Source organism: Pseudomonas sp. EZ-C24, assembly GCF_014525325.1.
GTDB classification, from domain to species: domain Bacteria; phylum Pseudomonadota; class Gammaproteobacteria; order Pseudomonadales; family Pseudomonadaceae; genus Aquipseudomonas; species Aquipseudomonas shirazensis.
The window spans coordinates 127,664-148,417 of sequence record NZ_JACDIU010000003.1; the positions used below are offsets into that span (position 1 = coordinate 127,664).

Here is a 20,754-nt window from a genome sequence, read left to right on the forward strand (position 1 = left end):
GCATCGGCCTTGGCTGGGGAAACTTGACGGAAAAGTTCTGACCGATCAGTCAGAAAATGCGCGAGAGCAGGGCAGTGACGGCGGTCTCGACCCGCAGGATGCGTGCACCCAACTGCACCGGTTGCAGGCCTGCCTTGGCCAGCAAGTCGACTTCATAGGGGATCCAGCCGCCTTCCGGGCCGATTGCCAGGGTGACCGGCTGCTGCACGGCGCGAGGGCAGGCCGGGTAGTCGCCGGGGTGGCCAACCAGACCCAAGGTGTCGGCGGCGATGGCCGGTAGCCGGTCTTCGACGAACGGCTTGAAGCGCTTCTCGATGATGATTTCCGGCAGCACCGTGTCGCGCGCCTGTTCCAGGCCGAGGATAAGGTTTTCGCGGATTGCCTCGGGGGTGAGAAACGGCGTTTGCCAGAAGCTCTTCTCGACCTTGTAGCTGTTGAGCAGGATCAGCCGTGGCACGCCGAGGGTGGCGATGGTCTGGAACAGCCGGCGGAGCATCTTCGGCCGCGGTACGGCGAGGATCAGGGTCAACGGCAGCTTGGCCGGTGGCTGCTGATCAAAGCTGACCTGCAGCTCCGCTTCGTGCCCCTCCAGGCGAACCACGCTGGCTTGGCCCATCAGCCCGTTTATCTGACCCACGCGCAGGTTGTCGCCCACTGCAACGCGATGAATCTCCTGCATGTGGGTGAAGCGCCGATCAGCCAGCACGACGCGGTCGGCCGCGATGAAGTCGGCCTGTTCAAGCAGCAGCAGGTTCATGGCTGGGTCGCTGGCGGCTGGTCTTCCGGATCGTCGGCAGCGGGTTCATCGAGCGGGCCACGCTTGCGGATCAGGCCACCACAGAGCACGCCGATTTCGAACAGCAACCACATCGGTACGGCCAGCAGGGTCTGCGAAAAGATATCCGGCGGAGTCAGGACCATGCCGACCACGAAGCAACCGATGATCACGTAGGGGCGGATCTTGCGCAGGTATTTGACGTCGACCACGCCGATCCACACCAGCAACACCACCGCCACCGGGATCTCGAAGGCCACGCCAAAGGCGAAGAACAAGGTCATGACGAAGTCGAGGTAGCTGGCGATGTCGGTCATCATCGACACCCCTTCCGGGGTGGCGCTGGCGAAGAAGCCGAAGATCAGCGGGAACACCAGGAAGTAGGCGAAAGCCATGCCGGCATAGAACAGCACGATGCTCGACACCAGCAGCGGGATCGCGATGCGTTTCTCATGGCGATACAGGCCCGGTGCGATGAAACCCCAAATCTGGTGGAGGATCACCGGGATCGCCAGGAACAGCGAAACGATCATGGTCAGCTTGAACGGCGTCAGGAACGGCGAGGCCACGTCAGTGGCGATCATCGTCGCGTTGGCCGGCAGGTGGTCGCGCAGCGGCGCCGAGACCAGGGTGTAGATCTGCTGGGCAAACGAGAACAGCCCGGCAAAGATCAGGAAGATCACCGCGATACAGCGCAGCAGGCGTGTCCGCAGTTCGGTCAGGTGCGAGACCAGCGGCATCGGCTGGTCGTGGTCCGGTCTATCGCTCATGGGGCTCGTGGCGTCTGGGGCGGCTCAGGGATGGCGGCCGGGGCAACAGGCGTGCTCGGCTCGGCGGGCACTGCAGTAGGGGCCTGCACGGCGGCTGGTGGCTCTGCCAGCGGCACGATCGGCGCGCCAGCGTCTACCGGCGGTTGGGCTGGCTTGGGTGGCTCTGCCTGTGGGTTGAGAATGCGCCGGGCCTCCTGCTCCATCGACAGGATGTGCTCGTTGTGCAGCTGACGGCGGATGTCGTCAGCGCCGATTTCGCGCTCGACTTCCATCTTGATGCTGTTGAAGCTGCGCTTGAGCCGGCCGATCCACAGCCCCGCCGTACGCGCGGCGCCGGGCAGGCGCTCGGGGCCGAGCACCACTAGGGCGACCAGGCCGACGAGCAGCAACTCGCTGAAGCTGATGCCGAACATGGGTCAGTCTTTCCGCTGCTGCTCTTGGACCGGCTGGGCCTGGCCCTCGAGGGTGGTGTGCGGTTGAGTCAGTGGCGCTGTGGTATGCGGCTGCTGGGTTGGCGGCACTGGCTGCACCGGCGGCGGGGTCTGCTCGGCAGGTTTGTGCTCTTCATCGCTCATGGCCTTGCGAAAGCCCTTGATCGACTCACCGAGGTCACCACCGAAGTTTTTCAGCTTCTTGGTGCCGAACACCAGGACCACCACGACCAGCAGGACGATCCAGTGTTTCCAGTCAAAAATACCCATTTTGTACTCCTGAAAAAGGTGTGTCGGCTTCGCCAATACGCTCCTTGTACAGGAGCGGCCTTGCCGGGGCGCCGGATCGGTCGGAACAGGCTGCAAGGCAGCCCCATCAATCAGTGCATCACTATCAGGCCGAAGGCTGCCGCGCTGCCTTCTCATCATGCCCGGACAAACCAAAGCGGCGGTCCAGCTCATCCAGCACCGCCTGCGGATGTTGCCCCAGTGCCGAAAGCATCACCAGGCTATGGAACCACAAGTCAGCCGTTTCGTAGATGACATCACTGCAGTCGCCGCTGTGCGCAGCGTCCTTGGCAGCAATAATGGTCTCGACCGACTCTTCACCGACCTTCTCGAGGATCTTGTTCAAACCCTTGTGATAGAGGCTGGCAACGTAGGAGCTGTCCGGGGCCGCGCCTTTGCGGGCCTCCAGTACTTCGGCAAGACGGGTCAGGGTATCGCTCATGTCAGTGGCCTGCGCGGTAAATTGCATCGGGATCTTTCAAAACCGGGTCGACGCTGACCCATTGGCCATTTTCGAAGACGCGGTAGAAGCAGCTTTCGCGGCCGGTGTGGCAAGCGATCTGGCCCAGCTGCTCGACCATCAGAATGATCACATCGGCGTCGCAGTCCAGGCGCATCTCGTGCAGCTTCTGCACATGGCCGGACTCCTCACCCTTGCGCCACAGCTTGCCACGCGAGCGCGACCAGTAGATAGCACGGTTTTCGGCGGCCGTCAGAGCCAGCGCTTCGCGGTTCATCCAGGCCATCATCAGCACCCGACCGCTTTTATGGTCCTGGGCAATTGCCGGCACCAGGCCATCGCTGTCCCACTTGATCTCGTCCAGCCAGTCTTTCATCGTCGACTCCAAAACCGGACCCGCTTCGCTATCGGGCCTGTTGCATTAGTGTGCCAGCCAGCAGCGTGGCTGGCTATCGGCGTACCACCAGGTACAGCCCGGCGCTGAGCATCAGCCAGGCCGGCCACGCCGCTGGCGCACCCAGGCTGACGGCGCCCGTGGCAAGGATGGCGCCACCAGCGAGCAGGCCGGCACCGAGCAGGCGCAGCGCCCATTGATCACCGTTACGACGGCGCTGGGGCATCTGCGGGTCGTGCAGGTGCGGTTGCGACAGGCGCTCGAGCAGGTCGCGGGTCATGTCGGCCAGGTGCGGCAGTTGCTCGGCCTGACTGTAGATATTGCCCAGCACCGCCTTGGGGCTCATGCGCTCGCGCATCCAGCGCTCCAGAAACGGCTTGGCCGTGCTCCACAAGTCCAGATCCGGGTACAGCTGACGGCCCAGGCCTTCGATGTTGAGCAGAGTCTTTTGCAGCAGGACCAGTTGCGGCTGGACTTCCATGTTGAAGCGCCGCGCGGTCTGGAACAGGCGCATCAGCACCTGGCCAAACGAGATGTCCTTCAGCGGCTTCTCGAAGATCGGCTCGCACACGGTGCGGATCGCGGCTTCGAATTCATTGACCTTGGTATGCGCCGGGACCCAGCCAGAGTCGATGTGCAGCTCTGCTACACGGCGATAATCACGGCGGAAGAAGGCGATCAGGTTGCGCGCCAGGTAGTCCTGGTCTTCGGCGGTGAGGCTGCCGACGATCCCGCAGTCGATGGCGATGTACTGCGGGCTCCATGGCTTGACCGTGCTGACGAAGATGTTGCCTGGGTGCATGTCGGCATGGAAGAAACTGTCGCGGAACACCTGGGTGAAGAACACCTCGACGCCACGCTCGGCCAGCAGCTTCATGTCGGTGCGCTGGTCGGCCAGGGCCACCATGTCGGTGACCGGCACGCCATAGATGCGCTCCATCACCAGCACCTTGGGCCGGCACAGGTCCCAATACACTTGCGGCACGTACATCAGATCGGAGCCTTCGAAGTTGCGCCGCAGCTGGCTCGAGTTGGCCGCCTCGCGGAGCAGGTCGAGCTCGTCATAAATGGTTTTTTCGTAGTCGCCGACCACTTCCACCGGGTGCAGGCGGCGGGCATCGGCGGACAACCGCTCGGCGCCCTTGGCGATCAGGAACAGCCAGGCCAGGTCCTGGGCGATGATCGGCTTGAGGCCAGGGCGCACCACCTTGACCACTACCTCTTCGCCGGTCTTCAGGCGTGCGCTATGGACCTGGGCGACCGAGGCCGAGGCCAGTGGCTCGACGTCGAAGCGGCTGAACACTTCGCTGACCTTGGCGCCCAGTTGCGCTTCGATCAGCGCCACTGCTTGTTGCGGGTCGAATGGCGGTACGCGGTCCTGCAGCAACATCAGCTCGTCGGCGACGTCGCTTGGCAGCAGATCGCGGCGGGTCGACAGCAACTGGCCGAACTTGATGAAGATCGGACCCAGGTCCTGCAGCGCCAGGCGCACCCGTGCGCCTCGGCTGAGCGGCGAGGGCTTGCGTGGCAGCCAGCGCCAGGGCATGAGCAAACGCAGGCTCATCAGCCACCAGGGCAGCGGTTGCTCGAACAGAATGTCATCGAGGCGGTAGCGAATCACTACACGCTGGATACGAAACAGGCGGCGGACGGCGAGCAACTTCATGCGTTATCGCTGGTATCAAGGGATCGGGCAAGGCGGCGGATGCGCGCCTCGAGGCGTTCGACATCGACCTTGACGCGGTCGAGCTCGCTGAATGCGGCCTCGGCTTCGCGGCGGCCGACCAGGGTACGGGATTCTTCGGCAAGGTACTCGGAGAGGTTCTGGCTGAAGCGCGCCAGGCCCTGCCGGGTCCAGCGTGCACGCAGGCGCAGGTGGCCGGCGAGCAGGGCGGTGGGCACCGGGCCCAGCCAACGCGACAGCTCGTACTCCCAGTCCAGCTCGAGGTCTTGCAGCACGGCCACCAGGTCGAGCAACACGGCGCTGTCGCCGTGCAGCTGCACCTGCGGGCTGTGCAGTACAGCGGTCTTGTCCTTGGCCAGGGCCAACTGGACCAGGCTACTGGCCGGTGCGCGCAGGGTGCAGTCGGCCTCGCTTTCCCAATGCGCAGCCAGCAACAGGCCATCTTCATCGGGCAGGATGTACAGCTGCAGGGCCGGCTGCAGACAGTCGATGGCGATCACCTTGCCTTCCAGCGCGGCCAGCCGCGGCAAGGCCGTGCTGTCCAGACGCAGGACGCGGTTGAGGCCATGCTCGACGCTGGCGAGCAGCCCGGCCAGCAACATCAGGGTTTGATCCCCCGGTGCACGGCGACGATACCGCTGGTCATGTTGTGATAGGTGACGCGGTCGAAACCGGCATCGACCATCATCGCCTTCAGCGTTTCCTGATCGGGGTGCATGCGGATCGACTCGGCCAGGTAACGGTAGCTTTCCGAGTCATTGGTGATCAGCTTGCCGGCCAGCGGCATGAAGGCGAACGAGTAGGCGTCGTAGGCCTTGGACATCAGCTTGCTGGTCGGCTTGGAGAACTCCAGCACCAGCAGGCGACCACCGGGCTTGAGTACGCGCAGCATGGAGCGGATGGCATCGTCCTTGTGAGTGACGTTGCGCAGGCCGAAGGCGATGGTCACGCAGTCGAAGTGGTTGTCCGGGAACGGCAGCTTTTCCGCGTCGGCCTGGACGAATTCGATGTTGCCGGCCACGCCACGGTCGAGCAGGCGGTCACGGCCGACCTTGAGCATCGACTCGTTGATGTCGGCCAGCACGACCTGGCCAGTAGGGCCGACCAGGCGCGAGAACTTGGCTGCCAGATCACCTGTGCCACCGGCGATATCCAGCACCCGGTTGCCACTGCGCACACCGGACAGCTCGATGGTGAAGCGCTTCCACAGGCGGTGCATGCCGCCCGACAGCACGTCGTTCATCAGGTCGTATTTGGCGGCTACGGAGTGGAAAACCTCGGCGACTTTCTTCGCTTTCTGGCTTTCTGGCACATCTTTGTAGCCGAAATGAGTGGTGGGTTCGGCGTGTTCGCCTTTGCGCTGGTCGTTCATATCGCATCACCGGAAAAAAGTATCGCCATTCTAGGGGCAATGGGCGGATTTGTCTTGGCGGGGTGTGCCCTCGGGCAGGGGCGGGCATAATGGCGCCATTGTCTTTATATCCAGGATTGCCCGCATGACCCAGATCAGCGTTGAACGCAAACACGCCCTCGGCCGCGAAGCCGCCCGCGCCAAGGCCGAGGCGCTGGTCGACAAACTGACCCGCGAATATGGCCTGGAGGCCAACTGGCAGGGTGATCGGGTCGAAGTTTCGCGCAGCGGCGCCAAGGGCAGCGTCGAAATCGGCGACGACCTGATCCGCGTTCAATTGAAGCTGGGCATGATGATGTCGATGATGAGCGGCACCATCAAGGGCGAGATCGAACGGGCATTGGACAAGGCCTTGGCCTGAGCCTCCAGTCTTGAGGCATGTGCCGCCTCTGTGGGAGCGGCCTTGCGTCGCGATGGGCTGCGCAGCCGTCCCAGTACAGCTGCGCTCAGTGAGGCGTGCTAGGGGGCGGAAAACGGGAACAGGTCTTCGATCTGCTCCAGGCGTAGATCCCCGCGGTAGATGCGCACCCGCTCCGCCGGGTTGACTGTGCGCTGCAGTTGTTCTTCCCGGCTCATCGCGCGTGGCTCCCAGAACTTCAGGTGGCCTTTGGCAAACGCGCGTGGCGCGGCTTGTGCGCTGGAGTAATGGAAGTGCGCTTCCCATAGCTGCTGGTGCGGCATCGTGCGGTTGATGGCGTAGACATCCAGGTAATCCTTGTCCTTGAGCCGTTTACGCAGCGTGGTCGGCACGCGTTGGATCTGTACCTCGCCTTGCGCCACCAGAAAGTGCAACGCCTGGCTGTCAGGGTGGCGGGTATCAAGGTAGGCCTGCGTCAGCAGGCGGCGCTTTTCACTTTGCATTTGCCCGATGGCCTCACGCAGTTGGGTGGCAAGCGCCTGCTCCTGGCCGGCTTCAAGCTGCGTGGCAATGCCGTCCATGTCCTGGATGTGCCAGTCCAGCAGGTCGGCGAGGCTGTTGGGCTCGTTCAGGTAGCGGGCGGCCAGTGCGAGCCTGGCGTCCTTGCGCGCCAGCAGGCTTGAGCCAACACGGCGCAGGTAGGCGTTACCGGGCGGGGTCGGCGCGGCTTTGGCCGCCTCGGCCCATTGGCCGTCACGCTGCTCGTAGTGGCTGACTGCCTGGTCGGTGAGCGGATCATGCTGGACTGCAAGCGTTCCTTGATCGTTTTGCTCGGCGAGCAGCGGCTTGCCGCGAGCGGTGCGGATCAAACGACGGTTGCCCGGTCGTTCCCTGTGGGTCATCGGCACAACTGGCGGCGTGGCGCCACTGTCGTTGTCGCGCAGGGTGTTGCTCAATTGCTCGACGGTCAGTGCTTCCAGTTGGGAAAGCTCGCGGATGTAGTCCTCGACCCTGGGCTTGTCCACCGCAGGCTCGTCGAGCGACAACAGTTCGTGGGCCTTGCCCAGCGAGGCGCGGTATTCGCGCAATGCGTTGTCCAGCACCTCCACCCTCTCCGCGGGTTCCAGGGCGGTGCATTCGAGGCTGTCATGGCTGAGCATGGCCTGATGAAAGTCACTGCTGCGAAGACCCGCCTGCAGGCGCAGCACTGCTTCAAAACTCTCGGGCTCCAGACGCGTCCTGTCGATCACCAACTGGGCGAGATCGCTGAAGATCTGTCCACGCACCATGAGGGTCGAATAGGTGCGATACGCAACCGCCTTGCTCATCTTTTCCTGCTGGTTCTCGAACTGGATTCGGTGGTCGGCGTAGATCATGCGGATGTTGGCGTCGAGCCTTTCGCTGACGGTGAGCATACGCTGGTGGGTGGTGAGGGCCTCGGCGACAGTGCGGCGAAACGTGGTGGCAAATTCGATCTCGGCTGGCTCGACAGGAAGGCGTGCGAGCTCCCGTGATTGCTGACTGAGAGAGTCGTAATCGGTCAGCTCCAGTAACCGATGATAAAGGTACTGATCGTTGTTTATGGATTGCTCATACCATTGATTGAGGGCCCGACGGGCGCGAGCCTCAGGGTCCATGCGCTGGTACTGCGGTTCGCCGAGTTCAGTGAAAAGCGCAATATTGGACTCGATCAGCACGGACTGTTTCTCGAAAATGGAGGCCATTATTCCGAGGATGGGGCGGTGTTGCTTGCGCTGCCCATGCAGGTTTTCCAGACGGATACGCAGATCATCCGGGAGCGCTGCGCGCGCATCAGGCGGCAGTTTTTCCATGTCGCTCCGAAAAGCTGCGGCTTCTTGATCATAGGCGCTGAGCAACTGCGCATTGCGTTCTGCGAGCGGTGCCAGCTTGGTCAGCTCGCTGTCGTTGTTGCGGCGACGCTGCTGCAGCGCGTTGAAATGGTCCACTTTCTCTGCGACCGCCTGGCGCCTGCTTTTCGGCATCCCGCCGGCCAGCCTCAGGTCGAGCCGCCACTCGCCGTTCCAGCGGGTGATCCAGGGGCCCTGGGCACGTTCGCGATCAGGCAGGTAGTAACCGTCCGGCGCGCCGCCCCACTGTCCCGACCACTCACTCTGGCTCTGCTCGGGGCCGACGATGCGGACACCGGCAAAGGTCTCCTGGACTTCGTAGGGCTCGTGGTCGAGCGCCACATAGTGACGTTCATTCACCTTGAACAGGCCGCGCAGGCGGCCGTGCGGCTCGGCGCTGTGCCCGGCGAGGGAGATCCTTGCGCGCAGGCCGGCCAGTGTCTCACGTTGCGCTGCGGGCAGATGGCCAGGGCCTTGCCCACCCTGCCAACCACTCACCCGCAAAGGTGCCGGACGGCCTTGGTCGACGGGTTCCTGCCAGGGCGCCGGAGAGGGTTCCTCACGGTTGAGCGTGGCGCCGGGTTCGTGCGGTCTTGGCCCTTCGAGACGTGGCTTGAGGGGTGTGGACAGTGTGTCCGGTTGCGCTCCGCTGGCATGACCGTGAACCAGCAGCATGGCCAGGTTGGTCAGCACGTCAGTGACAGCCAGGGCCTTCTCTTCAGGCGTACCCCGCTCCAGCGCGGCGAGGTCATCCTTGAGTGCCACCAGGCTGATGATCAGCCAGGCCACTGACGCGGCTGGACCGCGTAGCACCGATGCGACCGTGTTGAAGGCCAGCCAGGCCAGTTGACTGATCAGTGCCCAGCGTTGTTGAGCGTTGGAGACGCTTTGCCTGGACGCCAGCACCAGCAGGGCCTTGCCGCGGGCCTGGAACATGTGCTGGTCAAGATCGCCCTGCCAGGCGCTGAAGCGCACCTTTGCCGGCTGGCGCAATCGACTCAGCAGTGCATCCAGCATGTCTGCAGGGGCCAGCAGGTGCGCCAGTTCAGACAGATTGCGGTGCAGGTGCGGTCGCTGGAAACCACCGTCTTCATAGATCGCGCGAGCGTCGTCGTCCATCCAGTCCAGCATGTCTTGCTGCAGGGGCTGATCGGCGAGAACGCTGTCCATCAGATGCTCGAGGTCGTCGAATTCGCGTACGACCTGCTCGTTGCAAAGCGCCCGGTAAAGCACCCAGGGCCCGTTCGCCTGGAGCCGGATCAGGAACATGCCCTGGACCTCATTGGCCGCAGCCGCTTGCGGCGCACAGAGAAACGCCAGCGGGGCCATGTCGTGGACGCTGGAGCGATCCCCGGGCCGGTCACAGAAATCGGCCAACGCCTGCCAGCTGCGGTCACGCAACTGGCCAGCGATCTTCGCCTGGAGGGCTCCGAGCAGCAGATGGCTGCGCCATTCGCGGGCGTGCAGCCGCACCCGGCGGGGCGTGTTGCGGGCATCCTGCAGCGCGGCGTTGACGTACCCCGGGTAGCGCCCGCCGATGTCGACTGTCCGTATCAACCTGTCGACATACTCAGGAGTCAGCCATTGAGGCGGTTGCGAGCCGTCGGCCAGAAGAATGCCGGTCACCGCTTCATGCTCGCCGACCTGCAGGCGGGTAATGGCCAGCGCGGTGAGCGACTCGGTTCTGTGGTATTGAAGATCGAAGGTCAGCGAAGAGGTCTGCACCCTTTGGGCAATGCTCGCCAGCACCTGGTCTGGCTGTAACAGCCTCCCCTGGGGATGATCCGCGTGCATCTGTTCACGCAGGCAGCGTGAGGCGTATTGGTTGAGGTCTTCGATATCACCCCACGAGGTCTCGCCTTTGGCCAAGGCTTGGCTGGCGGCTAACTGGAGCATGGCCGTCTGGTACTGGAAACGATCGCCCGCGCTGGCCTGGGCCAGCCAGCCCGGTACTTCGATGGTGGGTTGGGCCGCTGGCGGCCACGGCTGATCGAGAAAGCCGGCCGCAGGGTCACTGAGCAGGCTCAGCGCCGCTTCAAGTTCACGCGGGGTAGCGATATCGGCCAGTCGCAGGCGGCCAATCTCATCGAGGATGCCATTGAGCAGCTGGCGGGCCTGATGTGCGAACGTATCCTCCTCCAGCGGCGCCTTCGCCCACACCATCGATTCGAAGTGATACCGCTGTGCCAATTCGTCGCGCAGGGCGCAGGCGAGGGCGGACAGGTCGTGGTAACCGTGCACGGTGCCGGTGGGCTTGCACCAGAGCAGCAAGTCACGATCGGCGTGGCGTGCACAGAGCAACGTGCTGCTGAGTGAGAGGCAGTGCTCGACCCCCGCGCTGTTCAGCCTGACCTGCAGGGCATGGCACACCAGGCCATCGCTGCGGCCCTCGAGCAAGCCGTACAGCACGCTCTTCTCGGCGTCGCCGAGGCCCTGGCGCTGGATGTTGGCCAGCAGGTTTGCTTTCAATAACTGTTGCATCCAGCGCAGAGCGGAGATTTCCGAATCGCCTTCGCGGGCGTTCCAGAAGCCGATCTGGGCTTGCTGGAAACTGTCGATCACGCAGGCCAGCAGGGCGTCGAAATCCTGGTTGAGGTCGGCCATGCGCAGATCGATCTCTGGCTGGCCTGGCCCGGCTTGCTGCGGGTGAAACACCTGTCCCGTTGCCAGGCTGAGCTGATCGGTCGGCGCCAACGCCATGCGCTTTCCGCTGAGCAGATGGGCGATCAGCGTGTCGACCAGCGGGCTTTGCCCAGGCCCTGCGCCGGGGGCTTGGGCGTGGATAATGCCGAAGCCTTCGAGCGATTCGAGCTGAGGGTAGCTGGTACGAATCCACGGATAGCGCCTGGCAAGCGTCTCCAGGCCTTCGTGGGCAATGACCTGGCGCAGGCTGGGGCGGTTGGCGAAGCGCGCCGCGACGAGGCGTTGGATCGAAGCGACGGGCGTTGGGGCGGCAAGCGGCATGGTGCAGGTCTCCAGTGCGAAAGGAGCTCGTACGCTAGGCCAGCGGCGGTGGTGGCCTGCGGTAAATACATCAAACGTGGGCCTGGTCGTTGCGGTTGCGTCGCTTAGGGTGAGAATTCTAATTTTTCTGCATACCGTTGTGCTCAAGCCCGAAGTCCGTGGGCAGTTCCTCCATCCCCTATGAGCGAGAGGTGCAGAGCATGGCCAAGATCAATCTGAAGAAAAAAGACGACGCCCAAGGCACGCTGGACGAAGTGCGTAACTATGCGCGCAGAGTCTGGCTGGCAGGCCTGGGCGCCTATGCCCGAGTCGGCCAGGAGAGCACCGACTACTTCAAGGAGCTGGTCAAGGCTGGCGAAGGCGTCGAGAAGCGTGGCAAGAAAGTCATCGACAAAAAGCTCGATGCCGCCAACGAGCAGATCGATGAAGCCGGTGAAGAAGTCAGCCGCGTACGTGGCAAGGTTGAAGTTCAACTCGACAAAATTGAAAAAGCTTTTGATGCGCGTGTCGCGCGTGGCTTGAATCGCCTCGGCATTCCGTCTAAACATGACGTTGAGGCGTTGTCCATCAAGTTGGAACAACTCCACGAGTTGCTCGAGCGTGTCGCGCGCAAACCATAAGGAGAGCAGGATGGCTGGCAAGAAGAATATCGATAAAGAAGGCGGCTCCTGGATCGGCGGAATCGAGAAGTACTCCCGCAAGATCTGGTTGGCTGGCCTGGGTATCTACTCCAAGGTCGATCAGGACGGCCCCAAGCTGTTTGATTCGTTGGTCAAGGACGGCGAAAAAGCCGAGAAGCAGGCGAAGAAGACCGTTGATTCGGCAGCTGATGAAGCCAAGTCGGCAACCACTTCGCGCGTTGCCGACGTCAAGGAGCGCGCGCTGGGCAAGTGGGGCGAGTTGGAAGAAGCCTTCGACAAGCGCCTCAACAGTGCTATCTCGCGCCTCGGTGTACCGAGCCGCAACGAGATCAAGGCGCTGCACCAGCAGGTCGACACGCTGACCAAGCAGATCGAGAAGCTGACTGGCGCGTCAGTGACGCCGGTGTCCAAGGCGGCCGCGAGCAAATCTGCTGCAAAACCGTTGGCCAAAGCAGCCGCCAAAACCGCCGGCGCCAAGCCTGCAGGCAAAACGGCAGCCGCCAAACCAGCGGCTAAAACCGCAGCGGCCAAGCCTGTAGCCAAGCCGGCGGCCAAGTCTGTAGCTGCCAAGCCTGCGGCGAAACCGGCAGCGGCCAAGGCAGCGGCAGCGAAGAAGCCTACGCCGAAGAAAGCGCCGGCCAAACCGGCAGCCAGCGCCGCTCCGGCCGCTACCGCAGCACCCGCATCTGCCGCGGCTCCGGGCAGCAGCACGCCGTCGGCACCAACGGGTACCGATACCCTGATCTGATAACGCGTCGTCTTCTTCGCGGGCGAGCCCGCTCCCACAGGTACAGCGCCGATCAGCAGCTCAGCGCAGGCTCCGTGGGAGCGGGCTTGCCCGCGAAGGCCCCAACGCCGGAACCTCAGGTCTACCCCTCCAGATACCGCACCGCCAACTGCTCCGCCGCGGCCCGCGCCTGTGCTTGCAGATGCGGCGCCACCAGCATCATCACCTGGTACACCACCACCCCGACGTCGGCCGCGCGGCCGATCACGCGCTGATAGTCCAGCGAGAACATCAGGGTCATGGTGATCTGCTCGACCAACTGCCCCAACGCCTGAGTATCGCTGGTGACCTGTCCGTGCGCCTTGAGGCTGGCCAGCAGCGCCGCCAGGGTGCGCTTGATCGCGTTGATCAGGCTGCGCATGCCGCGGGCCAGCTTGGGCAGGCGCCCGGTCAGGTTCGACAGGTCCTGAAACAGGAAACGGTACTGGGCCATGCGCTCGACGATCAGGTGCAGGAACAGCCAGTAGTCCTCGGCGTCCAGGCGCACGTCCAGCGGCGGATCGAGCAGCGGCATCAGGGCCTCTTCGAAGCGCTCGAACAGGCCGTTGACCAACGGCTCCTTGCCGTGGAAGTGGTAGTACAGGTTGCCCGGGCTGATGCCCAGCTCGTTGGCGATTTCCAGCGTCGACACATTCGGTTCGCCCTGCTGGTTGAACAACTGCAGGGCACACTCAAGGATACGGTCACGGGTCTTCATCGAGTCAGCGCACCAATACGTAAGTGCCAGGTGCCGGCGCCAGGGGTGGATAGGTGGTGTTGCCCAGGCTGCTGCGCGGAGCCTTCAGTGGCCCCGAGCGCTGGCCGATCCACTCCAGCCACAGTGGCCACCAACTGCCTTCGCTGCGCTTGGCATCATGGAACCAGGCGCGCGGGTCGCTGCTCAGGCGCGGGTTGTCGAGGTAGTAGGCCTTGGGGTTGCCGGGCGGGTTGATGATGCTCTGGATATGGCCGCTGTTGGCCAGCACGAAGCGTTGCTTGCCGCCGACCAGCAGCGCCGAGCGGTACACCGCATCCCAGGGCGTGATGTGATCGTTGCTGCCGGCGACATGAAAGCTGTCCAGCTCGACCTGCTTGAGATTGATCGGCGTGCCGCACACCTCCAGGCCATCGGCGTGGGCCAATGGGTTGAGCTTGAAAAAGTCCAGCAGGTCGCCATGCAGGGCTGCCGGCAGCCGCGTGCTGTCGGCGTTCCAGTAGAGGATGTCGAAGGCCGGCGGGGTCTTGCCGAGCAGGTAGTTGTTGACCCAGTAATTCCAGACCAGATCGTTGGGCCGCATCCAGGCAAAGATCCGCGCCACTTCAGCGCCGTCGAGCACGCCGCGCTGGTAGGAGCGGCGCTTGGCGGCTTCGACTGTCTGCTCGTCGGCAAACAGGCTGGCCGGGCTGTCGAACTGGCTGTCGAGCAGGCTCACCAGATAGGTCGCGCTGCGCACCTTGCGCAGTTGCTTCCTGGCCTGCAGATGGCCTTGCAAGGCCGCCATGGTCAGGCCGCCGGCGCAGGCGCCGAGCAGGTTCGGGTCGCGGTTGCCGGTAATGCTGCGGCAAGCATCGAGCGCTTCCTCCAGCGCCTGCACGTAGCTCGACAGGCCCCATTCGCGGTGACGCGGTTCCGGGTTACGCCAGCTGACCATGAACACCTGCAGGCCGTTCTTGAGCATGTACTGGACGAAGCTGTTGCCGGGGCTGAGGTCGAAAATGTAGTACTTGTTGATCTGCGGCGGCACGATCAGCAGCGGCCGCGCATGCTGTTGCTCGCTCATCGGCTGGTACTGGATCAGCTCCAGCAGCTCGTTGCGAAACACCACCGCGCCGGGCGTGTTGGCCACGTTGCCACCCACGGCGAAGGCGCTCTGGTCGACCTGGCGCGGCATGCCGTCGTTGTGGCGCAGGTCGTCAAGCAGGTGGCCAAGGCCGCGCAGCAGGCTCTGCCCGCCGGTGTTGAGCAGCTCTTTGACGGCCAGCGGGTTGAGCAGCGAGTTGCTCGGCGCCAGCGCGTCGTTGATCTGGTTGAGCAGAAACTGCGCGCGGGCGCGATCATCTGCCGACAGTGAACTGTGCTCGATCCACAGCCGCGATTGTTTCTGCCAGGCCAGATACGCCTGCAGGCCGCGTCGGTACAGCGGGTTGTCCTGCCAGGTCGGGTCAGCAAAGCGGGTGTCACGCGGGTGCGGCTGTAGCGGCGAATCGCCGAGCATCACCCGGCCCAGTTGGCTGCCCAGGGCGAGCAGGTGGCGGGCGGTGTGTAGCGGATCGCGCAGGCCCTGACGGCCAACCTGGCGCAGTGTCGAAATCAGGTCGCGACCGCGCAGGCCGGTGATGGCGTTCTGCACATTCATCACCGTGACCGGGGCGGGTGAGTTGCCTTTGGCCGGCTTTTCTTGCATGACAACACTCCCTCGTTGTGATGGCGTCGGTTGCACCAGCGCGGTCGCGGCGTCACTGCCCGAACAGCGCCAGATGCACAGGTGTAGCTAGGTGCCGCTGGCGGGGCGCGGGTGCATCCGTGCGCGCTGCCGTTCCTGCTCGAGAAACTTCATGATGATCGGCGCCACCGCTTCGGCCCGGGTAATCAGGAACAAGTGACCGTCGTCGATGATGTGCAACTGGGCGTTGGGGATGCGCCAGGCCAGCAGGCGCATGTTGATCAGCGGAATCAACGGGTCATCATCACCGGCCAGCACCAGGGTCGGCTGGCTGATCTTGTGCAGCCAGTGAATGCTGGTCCAGCCAAGGCCGGCGAACAGTTGCCAGTAATAACCGAGCTTGCCGCCCGAGCGCACTTTTGCGGCATGCCGGGCAGCCAGTTCCGGGTCGCGGCGAAACGCGCCGCCGTAGATCAGCGGGGCGATACGTATCACATGGGATGGCTGCACATAACGCCGCGGGCTGGCCATCATCCACAGCACCTTGGGCTTGCCCGGCACCATCACCGCGCCGGCCGCCGTGGCCGCCAGCACCAGCTTCTTGCAGCGCTCGGGGTAATCATGGGCGAATTGCTGGGCGAGGGCGCCGCCCCAGGACACGCCGATGACGTTGACCTGGCCGTAGTCGAGGTAGTCGAGCATGCGCGCGGTCAGCTTGGCCAGGCCAGGAAAGCGATATGGCTGGCGCGGCGTCGATGAGCCGCCCACACCGGGCACGTCGAAGGCAATTACCTCGAGGTCCGGGTCAAGCGCCTCGATAAATGGAAACACCAGCTCAAGGTTGGCGCCGATGCCGTTGAAGATCAGCAACGGCGTCAGGTGCGGCTTGCCTGGGCGAACCGCCGTGCGGATGGACTGGTCGTCCAGCTCGACGGTGCGAAAAACATAGGGTTGCGGCATGCGCGAAACTCTGTGAGGAACGAAGCGCCACGGCGCTAGGCCGTGGCGGTCATGCTCAACGTTCGTGAACGTAGGTGCCCGGTGCAGCTTCGCCGGCGACATAGGCCCGATTGCCCAGCCGCGCTGGGGCTTTTTTCAGCTCGCCCGCACGCTCGCCGAGCCAGGCTTGCCAGTGCAGCCACCAGGAGTCGGCGTGCTTGATGGCGTTTTCCTGCCAGGCCAGCGGGCTGTCCGGGCGATCTTCACCGGTCATGAAGCGCGCCTTGGGATTGCCTGGCGGGTTGAGGATGCTCTGGATGTGGCCGCTGCTGGACAACACGAACTCGATCTTGCCACCGAACAGATGCGCCGAGCGGTAGCAGGCCTGCCACGGCGTGATGTGGTCGGCGGTGCCGGCCAGGCTGTAGATATCGCACTTGACCTGCTTGAGGTCGATGGCCGTGCCGCACACTTCCAACGCTTGGGGGCGGGTCAGCGGGTTGTTCTTGAACATCTCGATCAGGTCGCCGTGGAAGGCCGCCGGCAAGCGCGTGGTGTCATTGTTCCAGAACAGGATGTCGAACACCGGCGGCTCGTTGCCAAGCAGGTAGTTGTTGACCCAGTAGTTCCAGATCAGGTCATTGGGGCGCATCCAGGCAAACACCTTGGCCATGTCGCTGCCTTCGAGTACGCCGGCCTGGTAGGAGTGGCGCTTGGCTGACTCCAGGGTCTGCTCGTCGACAAACAGCGCGACCTGGTTGTCCATGGTGGTGTCGAGCACGCTGACCAGCAGGGTCAGGGCGTTGACCTTGTTCTCGCCGAGCGCGGCATAGTGGCCGACCAGCGCGGTGCAGGTGATGCCGCCGGAACAGGCCCCAAGCATGTTCAAGTCCTTGCTGCCGGTGATCGCCAGCACCGCGTCGACCGCTTCCTTGAGCGCATCGATGTAGGTCGACAGGCCCCATTCGCGCTGGGCCTTGGTCGGGTTGCGCCAGCTGATGATGAAGGTCTGCTGGTGCGAGCGCAGGCAAAAGCGCGCCAGGCTCTTGTCCGGGCTCAGGTCGAAGACGTAGAACTTGTTGATCTGCGGCGGCACCACCAGCAACGGCCGGGCGTGCACTTGTTCGGTGATCGGCCGGTACTGGATCAGCTCGAGCACGTCGTTGCGAAACACCACTGCGCCTTCGCTGGTGCCGAGGTTCTTGCCCACTTCGAACGCGTCCTTGTTGACCTGGCTGGGCATGCCGCCATTGCTGACCATGTCCTTGGCCAGGTTGGACATGCCATCGAGCAGGCTCTTGCCGCCGGTTTCGAAGAAGCGTTTGACCGCTTGCGGGTTGGACAGGGTATTGGTCGGCGACATGGCCTCGGTCATCAGGCCGATGACGAACTGGCCGCGGCTGATGTCCTGTGGCGACAGGTCGCTGGTGCTGATCCAGTCGTTGAGCTCCTGGCGCCAGGCCAGGTAGGTCTGCAGGTAGCGTCGGTACAGCGGGTTTTGTTGCCAGGCTGGATCATTGAAGCGGCGGTCGTCGCCGGCCGGTTGCAGGCTGGACTTGCCCAGCAGCACGTTTTTCAGTTCCAGGCCAAAGTGGGCGACGTGCTTGGCGCTGTGCAGCGGCTGGCGGATGGCCTGGCGCAACACCGTACGCGCCGTGCTGAGCAGATCCTTGCGGCGAATGCCGATGATCGGGTTCAGGCCCAGGGTGTTTTCCGAGGCCTGGCGCTGCAAGTCATCGTTGTTCTTGTTACTCATCTACGACGCTCCGTTGTCCTGAGACGAGTACCGGCTGGCTGAGGCAGATACACAGCACATGCCGGTACAGATCGCTCGGGTGACCAGTTATAAGGAACAGCGCTGCGGCGAGCGGATGCGTAGTGGTGATGAGCTGCGGGGGATTCTGCGTGTGAAGACAGCCTGCTTTCGCTCGCGACCTCTACAACAACCGGCTCGGCCCTGCTTGGCTGAATGCAATGCAGGGAGCTTGCCAGCTCCATTGGTTACCCGACTTTCATGTATTGCGCAAGACAGCCCAAACCCTGGCTGGCATCAAGCCATTCAAGCAGAGCAAATTAGAAAATGCGCTCTAAACATGACAATCCTTGCGCTAGAGCATCAGCTTGACCACAGATTCGGCAGGATCGCGGGATTTGCCGGCCTTGCGCAGCTCGTCGAGATAGTCGGCCCACAGCTCGGCCTGACGCAGGCTGAGTTGTTCGAGGTATTCCCAGGTGAACAATCCGCTGTCATGGCCGTCGTCGAAGATCAATTTCAGTGCATATTGGCCGGCCGGTTCCACGCCGATGAGGCCGACGTTGATCTTGCCGAATTGCAGGATGGGTTTGCCGTGGCCCTGGACCTCGGCGGAAGGCGAGTGCACCCGCAGGAATTCGGCGGGCAGCTGGTAGACCTCGCCGGGGGCGTAGGTCAGGGCGAGGGTTTTCGAGGCTTTGTGCAGGTTGATCGCGGTTGGGAGGCGGGGCATGGGTCGGGATCTCTTTCGGAGCTGAGGGCCATGGGGGCCGCTCCGCGACCCTTTCGCGACACAAGGCCGCTCCTACAGGGGACCGCGATGTCTGTAGGAGCGGCCTTGTGTCGCGAAAGGGCTGCGTAGCAGCCCCCAGCAGTCTTACAGAATATACCGAGACAGATCTTCGTTCTGCGCCAGCTCACCCAGATGGCCGTTGACGTACTCGGCGTCGATCCGGATCGGCGTGTCGTCATGCGCGCTGGCCAGGTCGCCAGCACTGAACGAAACCTCTTCGAGCAGACGCTCAAGCAGGGTGTGCAAACGACGCGCACCGATATTTTCGGTCTTCTCGTTGACCTGATAGGCAATCTCGGCCAGACGCTTGATGCCGTCGGCCGCGAACTCGATGGTGAGGCCTTCGGTCTTGAGCAGCTCGCGGTACTGTTCGGTCAGCGACGCGTGCGGCTCCTGCAGGATGCGCTCGAAGTCTTCCGGGGTGAGCGCCTTGAGTTCGACGCGGATCGGCAGACGGCCTTGCAGCTCGGGTACCAGGTCGCTCGGCTTGCTCAGGTGGAATGCACCGGAGGCGATGAACAGAATGTGGTCGGTCTTGACCATGCCCAGCTTGGTGTTGACCGTGCAGCCTTCGATCAGCGGCAGCAGGTCGCGCTGTACGCCTTCACGGGAGACATCGGCGCCGCCGACATTGCCGCGCTTGGCCACCTTGTCGATCTCGTCGATGAACACGATGCCGTGCTGCTCGACCGCTTCGAGGGCCTTGGCCTTGAGCTCTTCTTCGTTGACCAGGCGGCCCGCTTCTTCTTCGCGGACCATCTTCAGCGCTTCCTTGACCTTGAGTTTGCGCGACTTGCGCTTGCCCTTGCCCATGTTGGCGAACAGGCTCTGCAGCTGGTTGGTCATCTCTTCCATGCCGGGCGGAGCGGCGATGTCGACGCCCATGCTCTCGGCTACTTCGATCTCGATTTCCTTGTCGTCCAGCTGGCCTTCGCGCAGGCGCTTGCGGAACAGCTGACGGGTGTTGGTATCGCTGCTCGACGGCGCGGCTTCTTCGGCAAAGCTGCTGGCGCTGCGGGCCTGTGGCAGCAGTGCATCGAGTATCCGGTCTTCGGCGGCATCTTCGGCGCGGTGGCGCACACGGATGATTTCCTGCTCACGGAACAGCTTCAACGCAGCGTCGGCGAGGTCGCGAATGATCGACTCGACGTCGCGGCCAACGTAGCCGACTTCGGTGAACTTGGTCGCTTCGACCTTGATGAACGGCGCGTTGGCCAGCTTGGCCAGGCGACGGGCGATCTCGGTCTTGCCGACGCCGGTCGGACCGATCATCAGGATGTTTTTCGGCGTGACTTCAGCGCGCAGCTCAGCCGGCAGCTGCATGCGCCGCCAGCGGTTGCGCAGGGCAATGGCGACGGCGCGTTTGGCGTCGTCCTGGCCGATGATATGGCGGTTGAGTTCGTGGACGATTTCGCGGGGGGTCATGGACATGATCTATTCGGTCCTCGGGCACAGTAATCAGTGTGGAAAAGTCCCGCGCTGAGCGGGACGCCAGAACAACTGATCACTCGGCCAGGTCCTGCTCCTCGATAGTCAGGTTGTGGTTGGTGAACACGCAGATGTCACCGGCGATGTGCAGCGCGGTTTCGGCGATTTCGCGAGCCGACAGCTCAGTCTTGTCCAGTAGTGCGCGGGCAGCGGCCTGGGCGAAGGCGCCGCCGGAACCCATGGCGATCAGGCCGTCTTCTGGCTCGACCACGTCACCGTTGCCGGTGATGATCAGCGAGGCGTCTTTGTTGGCCACGGCGAGCATGGCTTCGAGGCGGCTCAGGGAGCGGTCGGTGCGCCATTCCTTGGCCAGTTCGACGGCGGCGCGAACCAGGTGACCCTGGTGTTTTTCCAGCTGGCCTTCGAAGCGCTCGAACAGGGTGAAGGCATCGGCAGTGGCCCCGGCGAAGCCTGCAATGACCTGACCGTGGTACAGGCGGCGGACTTTTTTCGCGTTGCCTTTCATCACGGTGTTGCCGAGGGATACCTGGCCGTCGCCCGCCATGACGACTTTGCCGTGGCGGCGGACTGAAACGATGGTAGTCAAGGGAGAGTCTCCACGCAGCGGGGCGAAAATGCCTGATGCA

The 20,754-nt window shown here is 63.4% G+C and carries 20 protein-coding genes; 3 read left to right on the forward strand and 17 right to left on the reverse strand.

Features of this window, described 5'->3' with window-relative positions; all coding sequences use genetic code 11:
- Positions 1-49 precede the first annotated feature (49 nt).
- The 9 genes from IDM28_RS00995 to ubiE form a co-directional block, all read right to left on the reverse strand.
- Positions 50-757 carry a 16S rRNA (uracil(1498)-N(3))-methyltransferase gene (locus tag IDM28_RS00995; protein ID WP_101315675.1) on the reverse strand — a complete coding sequence of 236 codons (708 nt, stop codon included), beginning with the start codon at positions 755-757 and terminating at the stop codon, positions 50-52.
- Positions 754-1,545, reverse strand: coding sequence for a twin-arginine translocase subunit TatC (gene tatC, locus IDM28_RS01000; protein WP_101315677.1), 792 nt, complete (start codon positions 1,543-1,545; stop codon positions 754-756). The genes IDM28_RS00995 and tatC overlap by 4 nt, the downstream gene beginning before the upstream one ends.
- A complete protein-coding gene (gene tatB, locus IDM28_RS01005) occupies positions 1,542-1,958 on the reverse strand; it encodes a Sec-independent protein translocase protein TatB (RefSeq protein WP_188035184.1) in 417 nt (138 codons plus the stop codon). Before tatB ends, tatC begins: the two co-directional genes overlap by 4 nt.
- Before the next feature lie 3 nt (positions 1,959-1,961).
- Complete coding sequence (locus IDM28_RS01010) at positions 1,962-2,246, reverse strand: twin-arginine translocase TatA/TatE family subunit (RefSeq protein ID WP_101315681.1); 285 nt, start codon at positions 2,244-2,246, stop codon at positions 1,962-1,964.
- A 124-nt stretch (positions 2,247-2,370) separates the two neighbouring features.
- Positions 2,371-2,706, reverse strand: coding sequence for a phosphoribosyl-ATP diphosphatase (locus tag IDM28_RS01015; RefSeq protein ID WP_101315683.1), 336 nt, complete (start codon positions 2,704-2,706; stop codon positions 2,371-2,373).
- A gap of 1 nt (position 2,707) precedes the next feature.
- Positions 2,708-3,100 (reverse strand): phosphoribosyl-AMP cyclohydrolase, encoded by a 393-nt coding sequence (gene hisI, locus IDM28_RS01020; RefSeq protein ID WP_101315685.1) that lies wholly within the window; start codon positions 3,098-3,100, stop codon positions 2,708-2,710.
- Between the two features lie 73 nt (positions 3,101-3,173).
- A complete protein-coding gene (gene ubiB / locus IDM28_RS01025; protein ID WP_101315687.1) occupies positions 3,174-4,784 on the reverse strand; it encodes a ubiquinone biosynthesis regulatory protein kinase UbiB in 1,611 nt (536 codons plus the stop codon).
- On the reverse strand, positions 4,781-5,404 hold the full coding sequence (locus IDM28_RS01030; protein ID WP_181105772.1) for an SCP2 domain-containing protein: 624 nt from the start codon (positions 5,402-5,404) through the stop codon (positions 4,781-4,783). The genes ubiB and IDM28_RS01030 overlap by 4 nt, the downstream gene beginning before the upstream one ends.
- Positions 5,404-6,174: a bifunctional demethylmenaquinone methyltransferase/2-methoxy-6-polyprenyl-1,4-benzoquinol methylase UbiE gene (gene ubiE / locus IDM28_RS01035; protein WP_101315691.1), complete on the reverse strand. Its 771-nt coding sequence runs from the start codon at positions 6,172-6,174 to the stop codon at positions 5,404-5,406. The genes IDM28_RS01030 and ubiE overlap by 1 nt, the downstream gene beginning before the upstream one ends.
- Positions 6,175-6,298: 124 nt before the next feature.
- Here ubiE and IDM28_RS01040 point away from each other — a divergent pair, with 124 nt between their 5' ends.
- Entirely contained in the window at positions 6,299-6,574 is a 276-nt protein-coding gene (locus IDM28_RS01040; RefSeq protein WP_101315693.1) for a polyhydroxyalkanoic acid system family protein, read from the forward strand.
- A 98-nt stretch (positions 6,575-6,672) separates the two neighbouring features.
- Here the strand turns inward: IDM28_RS01040 and IDM28_RS01045 are convergent, their stop codons facing one another.
- Positions 6,673-11,403, reverse strand: coding sequence for a DUF6543 domain-containing protein (locus IDM28_RS01045; RefSeq protein WP_188035185.1), 4,731 nt, complete (start codon positions 11,401-11,403; stop codon positions 6,673-6,675).
- Positions 11,404-11,603: 200 nt separating this feature from the next.
- Here IDM28_RS01045 and IDM28_RS01050 point away from each other — a divergent pair, with 200 nt between their 5' ends.
- Together IDM28_RS01050 and IDM28_RS01055 are read left to right on the forward strand one after the other, a co-directional pair.
- On the forward strand, positions 11,604-12,023 hold the full coding sequence (locus tag IDM28_RS01050; protein WP_101322926.1) for a phasin family protein: 420 nt from the start codon (positions 11,604-11,606) through the stop codon (positions 12,021-12,023).
- Positions 12,024-12,033: 10 nt separating this feature from the next.
- The gene (locus IDM28_RS01055) at positions 12,034-12,792 is read left to right on the forward strand and encodes a phasin family protein (RefSeq protein ID WP_188035186.1); all 759 of its coding nucleotides are present in this window, start codon (positions 12,034-12,036) and stop codon (positions 12,790-12,792) included.
- A gap of 121 nt (positions 12,793-12,913) precedes the next feature.
- Here the strand turns inward: IDM28_RS01055 and IDM28_RS01060 are convergent, their stop codons facing one another.
- The 7 genes from IDM28_RS01060 to hslV form a co-directional block, all read right to left on the reverse strand.
- Entirely contained in the window at positions 12,914-13,528 is a 615-nt protein-coding gene (locus IDM28_RS01060; RefSeq protein ID WP_101315700.1) for a TetR/AcrR family transcriptional regulator, read from the reverse strand.
- 4 nt (positions 13,529-13,532) lie between these two features.
- Complete coding sequence (gene phaC / locus IDM28_RS01065; RefSeq protein ID WP_150571197.1) at positions 13,533-15,215, reverse strand: class II poly(R)-hydroxyalkanoic acid synthase; 1,683 nt, start codon at positions 15,213-15,215, stop codon at positions 13,533-13,535.
- An 87-nt stretch (positions 15,216-15,302) separates the two neighbouring features.
- A complete protein-coding gene (gene phaZ / locus IDM28_RS01070; protein ID WP_101315704.1) occupies positions 15,303-16,154 on the reverse strand; it encodes a poly(3-hydroxyalkanoate) depolymerase in 852 nt (283 codons plus the stop codon).
- Between the two features lie 55 nt (positions 16,155-16,209).
- Entirely contained in the window at positions 16,210-17,889 is a 1,680-nt protein-coding gene (gene phaC / locus IDM28_RS01075) for a class II poly(R)-hydroxyalkanoic acid synthase (protein WP_101315706.1), read from the reverse strand.
- 352 nt (positions 17,890-18,241) lie between these two features.
- Positions 18,242-18,619 carry a gamma-butyrobetaine hydroxylase-like domain-containing protein gene (locus tag IDM28_RS01080; RefSeq protein ID WP_101315708.1) on the reverse strand — a complete coding sequence of 126 codons (378 nt, stop codon included), beginning with the start codon at positions 18,617-18,619 and terminating at the stop codon, positions 18,242-18,244.
- A 144-nt stretch (positions 18,620-18,763) separates the two neighbouring features.
- Positions 18,764-20,110, reverse strand: a complete 1,347-nt coding sequence (gene hslU, locus IDM28_RS01085) for an ATP-dependent protease ATPase subunit HslU (protein ID WP_101315710.1) — start codon at positions 20,108-20,110, stop codon at positions 18,764-18,766.
- Between the two features lie 73 nt (positions 20,111-20,183).
- On the reverse strand, positions 20,184-20,714 hold the full coding sequence (hslV, locus tag IDM28_RS01090) for an ATP-dependent protease subunit HslV (protein ID WP_188035187.1): 531 nt from the start codon (positions 20,712-20,714) through the stop codon (positions 20,184-20,186).
- Positions 20,715-20,754: the final 40 nt, after the last annotated feature.

Excerpts from the sequence above, each read along its gene's own strand:
- phaC (WP_150571197.1), bottom strand. The coding sequence starts at position 15,215 with ATGCAAGAAAAGCCGGCCAAAGGCAACTCACCCGCCCCGGTCACGGTG.
- IDM28_RS01060 (WP_101315700.1), bottom strand. The coding sequence starts at position 13,528 with ATGAAGACCCGTGACCGTATCCTTGAGTGTGCCCTGCAGTTGTTCAAC.
- IDM28_RS01030 (WP_181105772.1), bottom strand. The coding sequence starts at position 5,404 with ATGTTGCTGGCCGGGCTGCTCGCCAGCGTCGAGCATGGCCTCAACCGC.
- phaC (WP_101315706.1), bottom strand. The coding sequence starts at position 17,889 with ATGAGTAACAAGAACAACGATGACTTGCAGCGCCAGGCCTCGGAAAAC.
- IDM28_RS01055 (WP_188035186.1), top strand. The coding sequence starts at position 12,034 with ATGGCTGGCAAGAAGAATATCGATAAAGAAGGCGGCTCCTGGATCGGC.
- IDM28_RS01015 (WP_101315683.1), bottom strand. The coding sequence starts at position 2,706 with ATGAGCGATACCCTGACCCGTCTTGCCGAAGTACTGGAGGCCCGCAAA.
- tatB (WP_188035184.1), bottom strand. The coding sequence starts at position 1,958 with ATGTTCGGCATCAGCTTCAGCGAGTTGCTGCTCGTCGGCCTGGTCGCC.
- hslU (WP_101315710.1), bottom strand. The coding sequence starts at position 20,110 with ATGTCCATGACCCCCCGCGAAATCGTCCACGAACTCAACCGCCATATC.
- IDM28_RS01040 (WP_101315693.1), top strand. The coding sequence starts at position 6,299 with ATGACCCAGATCAGCGTTGAACGCAAACACGCCCTCGGCCGCGAAGCC.
- tatC (WP_101315677.1), bottom strand. The coding sequence starts at position 1,545 with ATGAGCGATAGACCGGACCACGACCAGCCGATGCCGCTGGTCTCGCAC.
- IDM28_RS01080 (WP_101315708.1), bottom strand. The coding sequence starts at position 18,619 with ATGCCCCGCCTCCCAACCGCGATCAACCTGCACAAAGCCTCGAAAACC.
- IDM28_RS01045 (WP_188035185.1), bottom strand. The coding sequence starts at position 11,403 with ATGCCGCTTGCCGCCCCAACGCCCGTCGCTTCGATCCAACGCCTCGTC.
- ubiB (WP_101315687.1), bottom strand. The coding sequence starts at position 4,784 with ATGAAGTTGCTCGCCGTCCGCCGCCTGTTTCGTATCCAGCGTGTAGTG.
- ubiE (WP_101315691.1), bottom strand. The coding sequence starts at position 6,174 with ATGAACGACCAGCGCAAAGGCGAACACGCCGAACCCACCACTCATTTC.
- IDM28_RS00995 (WP_101315675.1), bottom strand. The coding sequence starts at position 757 with ATGAACCTGCTGCTGCTTGAACAGGCCGACTTCATCGCGGCCGACCGC.
- IDM28_RS01050 (WP_101322926.1), top strand. The coding sequence starts at position 11,604 with ATGGCCAAGATCAATCTGAAGAAAAAAGACGACGCCCAAGGCACGCTG.
- hisI (WP_101315685.1), bottom strand. The coding sequence starts at position 3,100 with ATGAAAGACTGGCTGGACGAGATCAAGTGGGACAGCGATGGCCTGGTG.
- IDM28_RS01010 (WP_101315681.1), bottom strand. The coding sequence starts at position 2,246 with ATGGGTATTTTTGACTGGAAACACTGGATCGTCCTGCTGGTCGTGGTG.
- phaZ (WP_101315704.1), bottom strand. The coding sequence starts at position 16,154 with ATGCCGCAACCCTATGTTTTTCGCACCGTCGAGCTGGACGACCAGTCC.